13 protein-coding genes are annotated in these 15,424 nt (G+C 63.4%); 6 read left to right on the top strand and 7 right to left on the bottom strand.

What is annotated here, in order from left to right; all coding sequences use genetic code 11:
- The first annotated feature begins 391 nt into the window (after positions 1-391).
- A complete protein-coding gene (locus HNO82_RS09215) occupies positions 392-574 on the top strand; it encodes a hypothetical protein (RefSeq protein ID WP_175343480.1) in 183 nt (60 codons plus the stop codon).
- A gap of 153 nt (positions 575-727) precedes the next feature.
- On the opposite strand, the gene norR is transcribed toward HNO82_RS09215, so the two are convergent.
- Complete coding sequence (gene norR / locus HNO82_RS09210) at positions 728-2,302, bottom strand: nitric oxide reductase transcriptional regulator NorR (protein ID WP_175343479.1); 1,575 nt, start codon at positions 2,300-2,302, stop codon at positions 728-730.
- A gap of 167 nt (positions 2,303-2,469) precedes the next feature.
- Between norR and hmpA the strand changes: the two genes are divergently transcribed.
- Both hmpA and HNO82_RS09200 read left to right on the top strand, forming a co-directional pair.
- On the top strand, positions 2,470-3,663 hold the full coding sequence (gene hmpA / locus HNO82_RS09205; RefSeq protein WP_008329253.1) for an NO-inducible flavohemoprotein: 1,194 nt from the start codon (positions 2,470-2,472) through the stop codon (positions 3,661-3,663).
- A gap of 216 nt (positions 3,664-3,879) precedes the next feature.
- Entirely contained in the window at positions 3,880-4,236 is a 357-nt protein-coding gene (locus HNO82_RS09200; RefSeq protein WP_008329255.1) for a hypothetical protein, read from the top strand.
- Here HNO82_RS09200 and HNO82_RS09195 read toward each other — a convergent pair whose 3' ends face one another.
- On the bottom strand, positions 4,237-5,235 hold the full coding sequence (locus HNO82_RS09195) for a 2-hydroxyacid dehydrogenase (RefSeq protein ID WP_175343478.1): 999 nt from the start codon (positions 5,233-5,235) through the stop codon (positions 4,237-4,239).
- Positions 5,236-5,583: 348 nt separating this feature from the next.
- Between HNO82_RS09195 and HNO82_RS09190 the strand changes: the two genes are divergently transcribed.
- Positions 5,584-6,870: an MFS transporter gene (locus tag HNO82_RS09190; protein WP_008329259.1), complete on the top strand. Its 1,287-nt coding sequence runs from the start codon at positions 5,584-5,586 to the stop codon at positions 6,868-6,870.
- Positions 6,871-6,946: 76 nt separating this feature from the next.
- On the opposite strand, the gene HNO82_RS09185 is transcribed toward HNO82_RS09190, so the two are convergent.
- Positions 6,947-7,447: a GNAT family N-acetyltransferase gene (locus tag HNO82_RS09185; RefSeq protein WP_175343477.1), complete on the bottom strand. Its 501-nt coding sequence runs from the start codon at positions 7,445-7,447 to the stop codon at positions 6,947-6,949.
- A complete protein-coding gene (locus HNO82_RS09180) occupies positions 7,444-7,728 on the bottom strand; it encodes a type II toxin-antitoxin system TacA family antitoxin (protein ID WP_008329267.1) in 285 nt (94 codons plus the stop codon). Before HNO82_RS09180 ends, HNO82_RS09185 begins: the two co-directional genes overlap by 4 nt.
- Before the next feature lie 367 nt (positions 7,729-8,095).
- Between HNO82_RS09180 and HNO82_RS09175 the strand changes: the two genes are divergently transcribed.
- The gene (locus HNO82_RS09175; RefSeq protein ID WP_175343476.1) at positions 8,096-10,324 is read left to right on the top strand and encodes an NADP-dependent isocitrate dehydrogenase; all 2,229 of its coding nucleotides are present in this window, start codon (positions 8,096-8,098) and stop codon (positions 10,322-10,324) included.
- A gap of 116 nt (positions 10,325-10,440) precedes the next feature.
- On the opposite strand, the gene eutC is transcribed toward HNO82_RS09175, so the two are convergent.
- The 3 genes from eutC to eat are packed head-to-tail and all read right to left on the bottom strand — an operon-like array spanning position 10,441 to position 14,131.
- On the bottom strand, positions 10,441-11,310 hold the full coding sequence (gene eutC / locus HNO82_RS09170; protein ID WP_175343475.1) for an ethanolamine ammonia-lyase subunit EutC: 870 nt from the start codon (positions 11,308-11,310) through the stop codon (positions 10,441-10,443).
- Positions 11,307-12,713 carry an ethanolamine ammonia-lyase subunit EutB gene (locus tag HNO82_RS09165; RefSeq protein ID WP_175343474.1) on the bottom strand — a complete coding sequence of 469 codons (1,407 nt, stop codon included), beginning with the start codon at positions 12,711-12,713 and terminating at the stop codon, positions 11,307-11,309. The genes eutC and HNO82_RS09165 overlap by 4 nt, the downstream gene beginning before the upstream one ends.
- Positions 12,714-12,757: 44 nt before the next feature.
- Positions 12,758-14,131 (bottom strand): ethanolamine permease, encoded by a 1,374-nt coding sequence (gene eat / locus HNO82_RS09160; protein ID WP_175343473.1) that lies wholly within the window; start codon positions 14,129-14,131, stop codon positions 12,758-12,760.
- A 198-nt stretch (positions 14,132-14,329) separates the two neighbouring features.
- Here eat and HNO82_RS09155 point away from each other — a divergent pair, with 198 nt between their 5' ends.
- Complete coding sequence (locus tag HNO82_RS09155; protein WP_008329276.1) at positions 14,330-15,334, top strand: helix-turn-helix domain-containing protein; 1,005 nt, start codon at positions 14,330-14,332, stop codon at positions 15,332-15,334.
- The last annotated feature ends 90 nt before the right edge of the window (positions 15,335-15,424 follow it).

Genomic DNA, 15,424 nt, shown 5'->3' with positions numbered 1-15,424 from the left:
AGACGGCAAGCAGGAAGTGCGTCCCGAACCCTCATTGCTTACGTCAGGCGCAAGGAAGCTTCATGTTAGTGAGCCGGGGACGGAGGCGCAAATTGAACCTCGCTATGTGCAGCCCGTCGTCATTGCGCCCCTGTATCCCTCATCCGTGGCAGCGACCGCCCGGCCCCGGACTCAGGCGTCGACCCACGAGGATTGCCAGGCTTCAACATTGCGCGACTTCCTGCAAAAAATTAAGCTGCTCACTACCTGTTGCAGCGCAACCAAAACGGCTAATATTGCATCATTCGGATTGCCAAAACGTTCATATCCCTGATATCGCGCAGGGCAGTCCCGCCCGCCCTGCATTGCCACCGGCGGGCCTGCACGAGATTTTCATCCCTTGGAGATCATCATGTCGCAACTCAACCCCGGCATTACCGGCACCGACCCTGCAAGCGCACCCGTGAAGGTCGTCAGCGCCCCGCCCGAAGACCTGCAGCACGTCAACGACGATGCCGCAGCGGCCCGCAACCTGACGGCCATCCGCATTCGCGGCCAGCTGGCAGAACTGGACGTGGAGCACCAACAGGTCTGATGTCGTAGCTCTGATGTCGTCCCGGGCTTCGCGGTTTTTGACACGAAGCTTCATGGCCATTGCGGCCGGAATCAGGAAGGGTCCCGGCCCTGAAGGATTCCGGCCGTTTTCTTTTCTTTTTCTTCATATCGCCCGGAAACCGCCGTCCCACGGCTAGCGCAGGCCCAGGCGCCTGGCCAGGCGGTTCAGGTTGGCCCGGTCCAGGCCCAGTTCGCGCGCGCTGGCGGCCAGGTTGCCGCCATGGCGCTGCAGGCTGTCGGCCACCAGCTTGCGCTCGAAGCGCTCCACCGCGGACCGCAGGTTCGGCACCGGAGGACCCGGATCATCCTGCTCCGACGCGCTTTGCTGCGGCGGCGCTGCCGTGCGTGCCTGATCCAGTTCGAGTGAGGTCGCCTCCAGCGTGAGGATGTTCGGCCGCCGCGCTTGCGCGGCCAGGGCGCGCAGGGCGCTGCGGCCAATCAGGTGCTCCAGTTCGCGGATGTTGCCGGGCCAGGGGTACTCCAGCAAGGCGCGCTGGGCGTCGGCGGACAGGCGCAGGCTGGCCAGGCCCAGGCGCGCCCGGTTCTGTTCCAGGAAATAGCCCGCCAGCAGCAGCACGTCACGTCCGCGCTCGCGCAAGGGCGGTACGCGAATCGGAAAGACCGAAAGACGATGATAGAAATCAGCCCGGAAATGGCCGCGTTTGACCTCCTCGGACAGATCGCGATTGGTGGCCGCGATCAGCCGAACGTCCACGCGGTGTTCGCGGTCCGAGCCCACCCGCTGCAACTGCCCGCTCTGCAGCACCCGCAACAGCTTGGCCTGCACCGCCAGCGGCAGTTCCCCGACTTCATCCAGGAACAAGGTGCCGCCATCGGCCATCTCGAACTTGCCCCGTCGATCCGCCACCGCGCCGGAAAAGGCGCCGCGCACGTGGCCGAACAATTCGCTCTCCACCAAGGTGTCGGGCAAGGCGGCACAGTTCAGGCTGATCATGGGCTTGTGGGCGCGCGGCGAAGCGGCATGCAGGGCGTGCGCCACCAGCTCCTTGCCGGTGCCGGTCTCACCGCTGACCAGCACGGTCATGTCGCTGGGCGCGGCCATGCGGATCTCGTCCAGCAGTTGCTTCCGGGCGGGACTCTGTCCGATCAGTTCGCGCTTGCCCTGGCTCTCCTCCAGCCCCAGCCGGTAGGCTTCGGCGCGCTGGCGTGCCTGTTCCCCGGCTTGCGCCAGATCGTCGATGCGTTCGGCCACGTTGACTGTCGCCGCCGCCAGTGCCGCAAAGGCTTGCAGCGAGGCCATGTCCACCTGGTCGAAACGTCCCGCCCCCAGCGCATCGAGCGTGACCAGGCCCCAGGGGCGACCATTGACGGACAGCGCGCACCCCATGCAGTCATGCACTTCCAGCGCGCCCGAATGGGCATCGTTCAAGCCGTCGACCAGGCCATCGTAAGGGTCCGGCAGAGTCGAATCGGCAGGAAAGCGTGTCGGCGCGGCATTGGCCAGCAAGACGCCGAAGCGCGGATGGTCGGCAATGCGGAAACGTCGTCCCAGCGTGTCACTGGCCAGTCCGTCGATGGCCAGCGGCACCAGCATCTCACCCTCCAGCCGCAGCAGCGCAGCCGCATCGCAGGGAAAGAGCGTGCGCAAGGTCTGCAGCAGGCGGCGATAGCGCTCACGATCATCGATCTGGCGCGAGAGGTCGGCCACCAGGGGCAACAAGGCGTCCAGCAGCACTTTTGAGATCATATCGACTACCAGCGAAAGAATAAAAAGTCATTATGACACAGGTCATTACTACCTCATCAATCAGCAAGTCATTGATTTCATTGGATTCATGCGGTGGCACGCGTCTTGTAACAAGGAGAGGGAACCGGCTATTCCGGCCCCTTCCCCACTCTCCTGAAAGGTTCAGCATGCTTACCGATGCCCAACTCGCCATCGTCAAATCCACCGTTCCCCTGCTCGAATCGGGGGGCGAGGCGCTGACCACGCATTTCTACAAGATGCTCATGCGCGACTATCCGCAGGTCCACCCGCTATTCAACCGTGCGCACCAGGCCAGCGGCGACCAGCCGCGGGCGCTGGCCAACGGCGTGCTGATGTACGCCCGCCACATCGACCGCCTGGAGGAACTGGGCCCACTGGCCGCGCAGATCATCAACAAGCATGTGGCCGTGCAGGTGCTGCCGGAGCACTACCCGATGGTGGGCGACTGCCTGCTGCGCGCCATCCGCGAAGTGCTGGGTGCGGAAATCGCCACCGATGCCGTCATCGACGCCTGGGCCGCCGCCTATGGCCAGCTGGCCGACATTCTGATCGGCGCCGAACGCCAGCAATACGATGCCAAGGCGGCCGCACCCGGTGGCTGGCGCGGGGCGCGCAATTTCGTCGTCACGCGCAAGGTGGCCGAGAGCGAGGAGATCACCTCCTTCTACTTCGTGCCGCAGGATGGTGGTGCGCTGATGGACTTCGAGCCGGGCCAGTACATCGGCCTGCGCATGGTGGTCGACGGACTGGAGCAGCGACGCCAGTATTCGCTGTCGGCACCGCTGCGTCAGCACGGCCAGCCGCTGCAGTACCGGATCAGCGTCAAGCGCGAACCCGAAGGCAAGGTCTCGCGCCAGCTGCATGACCAGATCCATGTGGGGTCGGTGGTGGAACTGTTCCCGCCCGCCGGCGACTTCACGCTCAGCGCCAGTGACAAGCCACTGGTGCTCATCAGCGGCGGCGTGGGCGTTACGCCGATGATGACCATGCTGACAGCGGCCCTGCCGACTGGTCGTCCGGTGCATTTCATCCACGCGGCGCGCCACGGCGGCGTGCATGCCTTCCGCCGCCAGGTGGAAGAGCTGGCCGCGCGGCATCCGCAGTTGCGGGCGCATTTCTGCTATGAGCGGGCGCGGGCGGGCGACCCGGCACCGTATGCCACCGGCTTCATCGATGCAGCGCTGCTGCAGCAATGGCTGCCGGCCACGCGCGATGTGGATGCCTACTTCGTCGGTCCCAAGCCGTTCATGAAGGCCATCAAGGCTGCACTGGGCGCGCTGGGCGTACCGGCGGCGCAGAGCCGATATGAATTTTTCGGACCGGCGGCAGCGCTGGAATGACCCTGGCACGCCAGACCGGCGGCCAATGGAGCGGGGGCGGCATGTGCCCCCGCCGGACTCCGGGCGACAGTATCCTCCCTCTGCGGCAAGTGAAGTCATTTGCAGAATTGACAGGGGCAACCCAGGCCAATCCCACCAGGATTGATCTTCGACATGTTTTCCGCGATGCAGCAAATGCTATGCTGGGCGCTCCCCCTCCTCCGCCGAAAGACAGTCATGAGCGAAAAGCTGAGCGCCGAGCGCCATACCCCCGATGAACTGACCCAGGAACTGGAAGCGCTGGACATGGAAATCGTCCGCTGCGCCGTCATCTGCCAGGTGCGCCTGTTCGATCCCGGCGTGCTCAACCGGGTGCTGGACAACAATGAACAGGTATGCGGCCAGTATCATCCGACCGCCTTCCAGAGCCTGCGCGGCCTGCTCTACCTGCATTTCGACATGCAGCGGCAATTGACGCAGACCTATGGTGCCGATGACGCCGAGCACATCATCCGGCGCGTGTACGCGTACTTGCGTCCCCGCATCGGTGACCAGTTGGGGACGCTCTTCGACCCCCACCACCCAAGCGCCTGATCAGGCCACCCGCCGCTCACCCAGGTCGGTCCCGGCGGCAAAACCGCTGAGGTTGTCGATCGTGGTCTGCATGATCTGGCCGATGGCTTCTTCGGTGAAGAAGGCCTGGTGGCCGGTGACGATCACGTTGGGAAAGGACACCAGCCGCTGGATGACGTCGTCGGTAATGATGGTCGAGGACAGGTCCTGGAAGAACAGGCTGGCTTCCTGCTCATAGACATCGATAGCCAAGCCGCGCAAGCGGCCGCTCTTCAAGGCAGCAATGGCAGCTTCCGTATCCACCAGGGCGCCGCGGCTGGTATTGACCAGGATGCAGCCGGGCTTGGCAAGCGCCAGGCTGTCGGCATTGACCAGGTAGCGGGTCGATTCGGTGAGGGGGCAATGCAGCGAGATCACGTCACTGGCGGCGAAGAGTTCATCGCGGCTCACGTAACGCCCGCCCGGCGCCTCGAAGTCCGGATTGTGATGCAGGTCGCTGCCCAGCACGGTGCAGCCGAAACCGGCCATGATGCGGGCGAACAGCGCGCCGATCTTGCCGGTCCCGATCACCCCCACGGTCTTGCCGTGCAGGTCGAAGCCCATCAAGCCTTCCAGCTCGAAATTGCCTTCCCGCGTACGCAGGCTGGCACGTGCGATCTTGCGATTGACTGCCAGCAGCAGGCCCACGGCAAACTCGGCCACCGAATACGGCGAGTAATCCGCTACCCGCGCCACAGTGATGCCCAGCCGACGGGCCGCCTGGGTATCGATGTGATTGAAGCCGGTAGAACGCGTGGTGATGAAACGCACGCCCAGCCCGGCCAGCCGCTCCAGCACGGCGGCCCCCAGGTCGTCATTGACGAAGGCCGCCACGGCCTCGCAGCCACTGGCCAGTTGTGCAGTCGTGCTGTCCAGACGATCCTGCAGGAAGATCAGTTCATGTCCGGCACCACAGGCGGCATTGGCGCTTGAGAGCAGAGTCTGGTCGTAACGACGGGCGCTGTAGACGGCGGTTTTCATGGGGACCTTTCATGGATGTACTGTGCGAGCCGGGTTCGGGATCATGGCGCTTTGCCGCATTGCACCATAGTCCGGCGGACATCACCTTGATGCAGCGCAGTTTGTCCTGCCCAGGGCGTTTTGTGAGAGAAATGGCGCCTGAAGCTTTCATCCAGCTATCGAAAAAACCGATATTTGCATACGCAGTGCAGCAAGCCGGTCCTACGGGCCGCTTTCAGGCATAGAATCGCCGGCGCAATAGCTGTTCCCACTAAAAAAGATCCTGACACAGGCTGCCGCAGGGCAGTACGAGACAGGCGCAAGACCGGAATCAACACGGTCCGCCCAACAGATAACGAGGCACATCTCATGACGACATCCACTTCTTCACCCTCGAAGTTTTCCACGGTGCTGCGCGTGACCAGCGGCAATTTCATGGAAATGTTCGATTTCTTCCTGTTCGGATTCTACGCTACGCATATCTCCAGGGCCTTCTTCCCCAGCGGCAACGATTTTGCCTCGCTGATGCTGACCTTCATGACCTTCGGCGCCGGCTTCCTGATGCGTCCGCTGGGCGCCATCATCCTGGGCGCCTATGTGGACCGTGTCGGCCGCCGCCAGGGCCTGATCGTGACCCTGGCCCTGATGGCGCTGGGCACCATGCTCATCGCCTTTGTCCCGTCCTACGCCACCATCGGCGCGCTGGCCCCCATGCTGGTGCTCATCGGCCGCCTGCTGCAAGGCTTCTCGGCCGGCGTGGAACTGGGCGGCGTGTCGGTCTACCTGGCCGAAATGGCCACGCCCGGCAACAAGGGCTTCTATGTGAGCTGGCAGTCGGGCAGCCAGCAGGTGGCCATCATCGTGGCGGCCGGCATCGGCTACCTGCTCTCGACCACGCTCACGCCGGCCCAGGTCGGTGACTGGGGCTGGCGCGTTCCCTTCTTCATCGGCTGCCTGATCGTGCCGGTGCTGTTCGTGATCCGCCGCTCGCTGCAGGAGACCGAAGAGTTCATGCGCCGCAAGCACCGCCCCAGCACCGGCCAGATCTTCCGCTCCATGATCGAGAACTGGAAGCTGGTGATCGCCGGCATGATGCTGGTGTCGATGACGACCGTGTCGTTCTACCTGATCACGGTCTACACCCCGACCTTCGGCAAGAAGGTCCTGATGCTGTCCACCGAGTCCAGCCTGATCGTGACCTTGTGCGTGGGTCTGTCCAACTTCATCTGGCTGCCCATCATGGGCGCGCTGTCGGATCGTATCGGCCGTCGCCCCATCCTGGTGACCTTTACCGTCCTGACCATCCTGACCGCCTACCCGGCCGTGAACTGGCTGGTCCATGACGCCAGCTTTGCCAAGATGCTGATGGTCGAACTGTGGCTGTCCTTCCTGTACGCCAGCTACAACGGTGCGATGGTGGTGGCGCTGACCGAAGTGATGCCGGCCGACGTGCGCACCGCAGGATTCTCGCTGGCCTACAGCCTGGCCACCGCCGTCTTCGGCGGGTTCACCCCGGCCATTGCGACGGGTCTGATCCAGGCCACCGGCGACAAGGCCGCCCCGGGCATCTGGATGAGCGCAGCCGCCGTGTGCGGGCTGATTGCGACCCTGATCCTGTACCGCAACAAGGCGGCACCGCAGGCGGTGACGGCCTGAGACTGATTCTTGTACTAGCTATTGGGATGGGCCGCAGCGTTGCGGCCCTTTTTTATGGTGATGCAGAAACACGGACTCACACTTGGCGGACCGATGTCAACGGCAGGAACAGTGTCAGCGGCACATCCTGAAAGGCGACGAAACCATGATGCCGGTAGAAGGCCGCTGCCTGTGCGTCTTTGGCATCAACTACCATGACTGCGCCCGGTATCTCGGCGGCGATGGCGCGATACAAGGCATTGACCAACAAGGCGCCCCCGAGGCCGCGACCTTTGAATTCACGGTCCACTGCCAGGCGTCCCAGACGGATGGCAGGGATGGCGCCATAGCGCGGCAACTTGCGGCGCAGCGCGTCAGACAGTCCCGCCAGCGGAACGCTGGCACTGGCCAGCGTGTAGAAGCCTGCCACGCGCTGCTCATCGTCCACCGCCACGAAGCATGCAGCGACACGGCGGCGAATATCCTGCGTCACCTGTTCGCGCAGGTAGCGATTCAATGCAGGCGAACCGGATTCAAAGCGACTACGGTCGTGAGATGCGATATCGAGCGCCGTCACCAGAAACGGCGGGCGCGTCATTCTTCGCTGCGCAGCAGTTTGTCATGACGCACCATGGCGCGTCGCAATGCGGCCGACGGTGGCGGCGGCGACAGAAGAGCATCGGCGAAGCGCTGCTGGTCTTCCAGCGACAAGCGGATCACTTCTGCCTGCTCAATGGCTCGTTGCGCCGCGTCCTGGACCGCCGCGACAACGAAATCCGTCAACGTCCGCCCTTCGATCTCGGCGGCGCGCTTGAGCAATTGCTGCAATTCGGGACTGATTCGGGCTTCAAGCCGCGCAGTTGAAACGGCAGGCATCATGAATTCCTCCTTGATTGGCATTGTACGGCAAATTGCCGGACGATAGAAAAAAGTGAACGCATGACAATAGCAGAGCCAGGGGGAGATGAATAAAAGCAGAGAAGGAATCGAGTCAAAAGCAAAAATTTCTTCAAGTCTTATATAAGAGTTGAAGCATTTCGCCCCGCTTAGGAGTAAACTACCGCTGTTTTTTGCCGCGGCTCTCTGGCAGCAGTACGCCAGCCATGCCGCCCCGGGAGACGAATTTCCGCGCAGCACAGCCGACAAGGAGGTGGCGCCAGCCCAGGCCGACAGAGTCAGGGCGGACCATCCGGCGCTGCGGGGATCGCACCAAAGCACATCAACACACCAACGCAAGGACATCATCGTGACTACTGGCAACCCGACCATCATCTATACGCTGACCGACGAGGCACCCTATCTGGCGACCCACTCGCTCTTGCCCATCGTCAAGAAGTTCACCGCCGCGGCCGGCATCGACGTCGTCGAAAGCGATATTTCGGTGGCTGCGCGTATCCTGGCTGAATTCCCCGAGTACCTCACCGATGAGCAGAAAGTCCCCGACAACCTGGCCGCACTGGGCGCACTGACCCAGAGCCCGGAAGCCAACATCATCAAGCTGCCCAACATCAGCGCCTCGATCCTGCAACTGCAAGCCGCCATCCGCGAACTGCAATCGCGCGGCTACAAGCTGCCGGACTACCCGGAAAACCCGACCACCGAAGAAGAAAAGGCCCTGCAAAAGCGTTACGCCAAGGTCACCGGCAGCGCCGTCAACCCGGTCCTGCGCGAAGGCAACTCGGATCGCCGCGCGCCCAACGCCGTCAAGAACTACGCCCGCAAGCACCCGCACTCGATGGCCAAGTGGTCCATGGCCTCGCGTACCCACGTGGCGCACATGCACGGCGGCGACTTCTACGCCGGCGAAAAGAGCCTGACCCTGGACAAGGCCGTGGACGTCAAGATGGACCTGGTCACCAAGTCCGGCGAAACCATCGTCCTGAAGCCGAAGATCTCGCTGCAAGCCGGTGAAATCATCGACAGCATGTTCATGAGCAAGCAGGCCCTCTGTGCCTACTACGAAGAGCAGATGCAGGACGCCTTCGACACCGACCTGCTGCTGTCGGTGCACGTCAAGGCCACCATGATGAAGGTCTCGCACCCGATCGTCTTCGGCCACGCCGTGCGCACCTACTACAAGGACACCTTCACCAAGCACGCCAAGCTGTTCGCCGAGATCGGCGTGAACCCGAACAACGGCATGTCCGGTGTCTACGAAAAGATCAACACCCTGCCCGAAGACAAGAAGGCCGAAGTGCTGGCCGACCTGAAGGCCGATGAAGCCAAGCGCCCGCGCCTGGCCATGGTGGACTCCGCCAAGGGCATCACCAACCTGCACGCCCCCAACGACGTGATCGTCGACGCCTCCATGCCGGCCATGATCCGCGCAGGCGGCAAGATGTGGAACGCCGCCGGCAAGACCGAAGACACCAAGGCTCTGCTGCCGGAATCGACCTTCGCCCGCATCTACCAGGAAATCATCAACTTCTGCAAGACCAACGGCGCCTTCGACCCGACCACCATGGGTACCGTGCCCAACGTCGGCCTGATGGCCCAGAAGGCCGAAGAATACGGTTCGCACGACAAGACCTTCGAAATCGCCCAGGCCGGCGTGGCCCGCATCGTCACCCTGGACGGCCAGGTGCTGCTGGAGCAGAACGTGGAAGAAGGCGACATCTGGCGCATGTGCCAGGTCAAGGACGCAGCGGTCCGTGACTGGGTCAAGCTGGCCGTGACCCGCGCCCGCCTGTCCGGCATGCCGGCCGTGTTCTGGCTGGATCCGTACCGTCCGCACGAAGCCGAACTGATCAAGAAGGTCAACACCTACCTGAAGGATCACGACCTGACCGGTGCCGACATCCAGATCATGTCGCAAGTGCGCGCCATGCGTTACACCCTGGAACGCGTCATTCGCGGCCTGGACACCATCTCGGTGACCGGCAACATCCTGCGCGACTACCTGACCGACCTGTTCCCCATCATGGAACTGGGCACCTCGGCCAAGATGCTGTCGATCGTCCCGCTGATGGCCGGTGGCGGCATGTTCGAAACCGGTGCCGGCGGCTCGGCCCCCAAGCACGTGCAACAGCTGGTCGGTGAAAACCACCTGCGCTGGGATTCGCTGGGTGAATTCCTGGCCCTGGCGGTGTCCATCGAAGACGTCGGCATCAAGACCGGCAACGCCCGCGCCAAGATCCTGGCCAAGACCCTGGATGCTGCCACCGGCAAGCTGCTGGACAACAACAAGTCGCCCTCGCCCAAGACCGGTGAGCTGGACAACCGTGGCAGCCACTTCTACCTGGCCCTGTACTGGGCCCAGGAACTGGCCGCGCAGAAGGACGACGCCGAGCTGGCCAAGCAGTTCGCACCGCTGGCCAAGGCACTGGCCGAGAACGAGCAGAAGATCGTCGAAGAGCTCAACTCGGTGCAGGGCAAGGAAGTCGACATCGGCGGCTACTACCTGCCGGATCGCGAAAAGACCTTCGCCGTGATGCGTCCGAGCGCCACGCTGAACCAGGCGCTGGAATCGCTGTAAGCCGTTGATCGTTGCCGGGAGGGATGATCCGACCTCCCCGGCAGCAAAACGAAAAGGCCGCGAATGCAGATTCGCGGCCTTTTCCGTTAACGCTGTATCGAGCAGAAGTTACCGGCTCAATCGCCTCCCAGCAGGAAATTGCGCCGCACATCCAGTTCCTCTGCCGCACTGGCCGTCTCATCCTTCAAGGCCACGCCCGACAAGCCACGCTCATGCGCCTGCGCCATCAGGTAATGCAGCTTGTAGGCCGCCTCGGCGTACGGCAGACCTTCCGGCCGCACATTGGAGATGCAGTTGCGGCTGGCGTCGGTGAGCCCGCGCGAGGGCATCCAGGTCAGATAGAGCCCCATGCTGTCAGGCGAACTCAAGCCCGGTCGCTCGCCGATCAGGATCACCACCAGCTTCACGCCCAGCAATTCACCAATCTCGTCAGCCACCGCGACCCGCCCCTGCTGCACGATCACCGGTGGCGCCATCGACCATCCTTCGGACGCGATGCGCTGCATTACCTGGGCCAGGAAAGGGGCGGCATTGCGTACGATGGCCAGCGCCGACAAGCCATCAGCGATGACGAAGCCCACATCGAAGCGCCGCTGCGGCGCGGTGCCGAAACGTTCAAGCAACTGCTGGCGCGAACTTTCCGACAGCTTGCGCCCGAAGTCCGGCCGCTGCAGGTACATCAGCCGATCGGCGGCCGCACTCTGTACATCCGGGATAGCCTGGGCGGCGCAGATCCCTTGTTGCTGCAACTGATCCTTCAGTCCAGCCACGTCCAGCGGCAGATGCACGGCATCGCGTGCCTGCGCATGGGCCAACTGGAAAGCCAGCTGCGGCGCGGTTGGCAGGCTGACGCCACTGCGTCCCAGGGCGATGCGTGCAGCGGTAAAACGGCGCAGGGCTTCCCACGGATTGGCCGTGACGTTTTCTGCACCGGGGCTGACGTTTTCTGCACCATGCGGTGAAAGCTCGTGGTCGTCCATGGTCATTGAAGGCGCAGCAAGGTATCGCGAAAACCGGGCGGCATGTCGGCATGCAGGCGGAATGCCTGCTCCTGGCCGCCCGCATTGAATATCTGCATCCGCTGCAGCCACGCCTCGAATTCGGGAGCCGGACGCGAACCCAGTACCCGCCTGGCATACAAGGCATCGTGGAAGGAAGTGGTCTGATAGTTGAGCATGATGTCATCCGAACCGGGAATGCCCATGATGAAGGTGCAGCCTGCCACGCCCAGCAGGGTCAGGAGCACATCCATGTCGTTCTGGTCGGCCTCGGCGTGGTTGGTGTAGCAGACATCGCAGCCCATGGGCAGGCCCAGCAGCTTGGCGCAGAAATGGTCTTCCAGTCCGGCACGGATGATCTGCTTGCCGTCATAAAGATATTCCGGCCCGATGAAACCCACTACCGTATTGACCAGCAGCGGCTTGAACGCCCGCGCCACCGCATAGGCGCGTGCTTCGCAGGTCTGCTGATCGACGCCATGATGGGCATTGGCCGACAGCGCACTGCCCTGACCGGTTTCGAAATACATGACGTTGTCACCCACGGTGCCACGTTGCAGGGACAGCGCCGCCGCACGCGCCTCAGCCAGGATGGCCAGGTCGATACCGAAGCCGCGATTGGCTGCCTCGGTCCCGGCAATCGACTGGAACACCAGGTCCACCGGCGCGCCGCGCTCGATGGCCGCAATCGTGTTGGTGACGTGGGTCAGCACGCAGGATTGCGTGGGGATTTCGTAGCGCGCGATCACCTCGGCCATCATCCCGACCAGCTTGACCACCTGCGGCACGTTGTCCGTGGCGGGATTGATACCGATGACCGCATCGCCGTTGCCATACAGCAGGCCATCGAGCATGCTGGCGGCAATGCCGCTGGCGTCATCGGTAGGGTGATTGGGCTGCAGGCGCGTGGACAAGCGGCCGGGCAGGCCGATGGTATTGCGAAAGGCCGTGACCACACGGCATTTCTTGGCCACCAGGATCAGATCCTGATTGCGCATGATCTTGGAGACGGCAGCCGCCATCTCCGGCGTGACACCGGGGGCGACCGCTGCCAGTACGGTGCTGTCGGTGTCGTCGGCCAGCAGCCAGTTGCGCAGGTCGCCCACGGTCAGGTGGGCAATCGCTGCAAACGCTGCGCGGTCATGACTGTCGAGGATGAGGCGGGTGACCTCATCGTCTTCGTAGGGAATCAGCGGCTCCTGGAGGAAGGTCTTCAGCGGCAGCTCGGCCAGCGCCATCTGTGCGATGGCGCGCTCCTCGGCACTGGCAGCGGCCACACCGGCCAGCAAGTCGCCTGAGCGCGCCGGGCTGGCCTTGGCCATGAGCTCCTTCAGATCACGAAATGCGTAGCTGGTGCTCCCCGCGCTGTGGCGAAAACGAGGTGTCGACATGATCGGTTGCTCCCTGAAAAAGCGCGCTGTCACATGTGCCCGCCTCAAGCCGGCAGGCCACGTCCCGAACGATGACGCGCCGATGCAAGGTAGCACACATATCCCAGTGCCATCAGCGCCACGAAGATGCCGAAGATCAGCGGATTGTAGTAGATCATGGTGGCCATGCAGACCAGCGCACCGAACAATGCAAAGGCCGGGAAGTAGGGATACAGCGGCGCCCGGAAAGGCCGCTCCAGGCCAGGCTCGGTGCGGCGCAGGCGCAACAGCGACAGCATCGACAGGATGTACATCAGGATCGCACCGAACACCGACATGGTGACGATATTGGCGGTGAGCGTCTGGCCGCCGATCTTGATGAGCTCGTCGCTGTAGATGGCGGCGATGCCCACCACCCCGCCAGCCAGGATGGCGCGGTGCGGCGTCTTGAAGCGCGGATGGATCCTGGAGAAATACGCAGGCAGATAGCCTTCGCGGGCCAGCGCAAAGATCTGGCGCGAGTAGCCCAGGATGATGCCGTGGAACGACGCCACCAACCCGAACAGGCCCAGCCACACCAGCATGTGCAACCAGTTGCTGTTGCCGCCCACGATCAGTTTCATGGCCTGCGGCAGCGGATCATTGATATTGGCCAGCTTGGTCCAGTCGCCGGCCCCGCCAGCGAAGAGCATCACGCCGATGGCCAGCACCACCAGCGTGAGGATGCCGGTGATGTAGGCGATGGGAATGGAGCGCCTGGGGTCCTTGGCTTCTTCGGCGGCCATGGCCACGCCTTCGATGGCGAGGAAGAACCAGATCGCAAACGGGATCGCCGCGAACATGCCTGGCACCGCCGCCAGGCTGAAGCTGTCACTGCCCGACCAGCCGCCCTTGGTGAAATTGATCAGCGAGAAACCAGGCGCCACCACCCCCATGAAGACCAGCAATTCGAAGATCGCCAGCAGCGTCACGAAGAGCTCAAAGGTGGCCGCAATCTGCACCCCGACGATATTGAGCGTCATGAACACCAGATACGCGCCCAGCGCCGCCAGCTTGGGATCGATATCGGGGAACTGCACATTGAGGTAGGCGCCGATGGCCAGGGCGATGGCCGGTGGCGCAAAGACGAATTCGATGAGCGTGGCCGCGCCCGCCAGGTAGCCGCCCACCGGCCCGAAGGCGCGCTTGCTGTAGGCGAACGGCCCACCCGCATGGGGAATGGAAGTAGTCAGTTCGGTAAAGCTGAAGATGAAAGTGGCATACATGGCCGCAATGAACAGGGCCGTGACCGTGAAGCCCAGCGTGCCGGCGCTGGCCCAGCCATAGCTCCAGCCAAAGTATTCGCCGGAAATCACCAGCCCGACCGCAATGGCCCAGAGCTGCAGGGTGGACAGGACGGGCTTGAGGGTATGGCCCTGCCCTGAAGAGCTTGCATTCATCGGATTCTCCCGTTGGCGCGAAGGACGGGCCGCTGCGTGGCGACCCCTGTGATAGGACTGGCGGGCATGGTGCTTGCTTGATCTGGCGCAATACGCTGCCCTGCCGACCCAATATAGCAACGGCGATTTCGGCGGCGTTATCGAAATTCGGCAAACCTGCGCGGCTTGCGAGCCGCCGGTCGATCAAGGAGTCTGCCCATGTCCGCGCTCTCACTGTCCCAGCCTGACACACCTGCCACGCACAGCCAGCGGGCATTGCGCACCGCCGTTGCGCGCGATGTGGATGAGCATGCGCACAACCTGACGGACTGGGAACAACGCTACGACCAGATCACCTGCGGTCGCTTTGAAGGCGTGCTGCAGGAGTGGCAGAGCAGCGGTCTGCAGATTTTCCGCGAGGCCAGCAGCCGTGCCGTGCGCCAGTCCTGCCAGGTATGGCCCGATGCCTTGTGGTTCGGTATCGAGGTGCGCACCAGCGGCATGCGCATCAATGGCCGCCAGGTGGGTGAGGATGTGGTGATGACCCGTCCGGGTGCCTGCGAATTCGAACTGGTCACGCCGGATGCCCATGAAATCTACGGCATCGTGGTACAACGCGACGCCCTGCAATCGAGTGCCGCACGGCTGGGCTGTCAGCCGGACTGGAACCGCCTGCACCGGGCCGAACTGCTCAAGGTCGGGCATCAGGGTCTGGAAGATTGCCGCCAGCAGATCGCTGCCCTGCTCGCCCTGGCGGGCCAGGCCAGCGGCGCCCACGCCCATGCCGCCCTGCAACTGCGCCAGGAAGCCGTGCTGGTAGCCTTGCTGGCCATGCTGGACGAGGGCGAGATCGAGGCGCAAGCCGGTGCCAGCTTTCTGCGCCGCCGCCGTATCGTCAACGATGCGCGCGAGTTCGCGATGGCGCATCAGGACAGTCCGGTGACCGTCCCCATGCTGTGCGAGGCCGTCCACGTCAGTCGCCGCACGCTGCAATACTGCTTCGAGGATGTGCTGGGCATGAGCCCCATGAGCTATCTGCGCTCGCTGCGCCTGAACGGGGTGCGCCGCGCCCTGTGCGCGGGCGATGGCAGCCAGGCCGTCGGCAGCATCGGCGACATCGCTGCCGCCTGGGGCTTCGCCAACTTCAGCCAGTTCTCCTGCGACTACAAGAAGCTGTTCGGGCAGACGCCGTCGGCCATGGTGCAGGCGCGCACCCGGCATTGAGCCAGTCCTCGGGCCGCGACGATCTTGCTGGCGGCACGGCGCCGAAGACGGCACAATGCCGTCTGCGCCACTGACCACCCGAATGAGCCC

The sequence above is a fragment of the Herbaspirillum sp. C9C3 genome, from assembly GCF_013359625.1.
Taxonomy (GTDB): domain Bacteria; phylum Pseudomonadota; class Gammaproteobacteria; order Burkholderiales; family Burkholderiaceae_D; genus Herbaspirillum.
The sequence above is the reverse complement of the archived record's forward strand: the minus strand, read 5'-3'. Positions and strand labels throughout refer to the sequence as shown.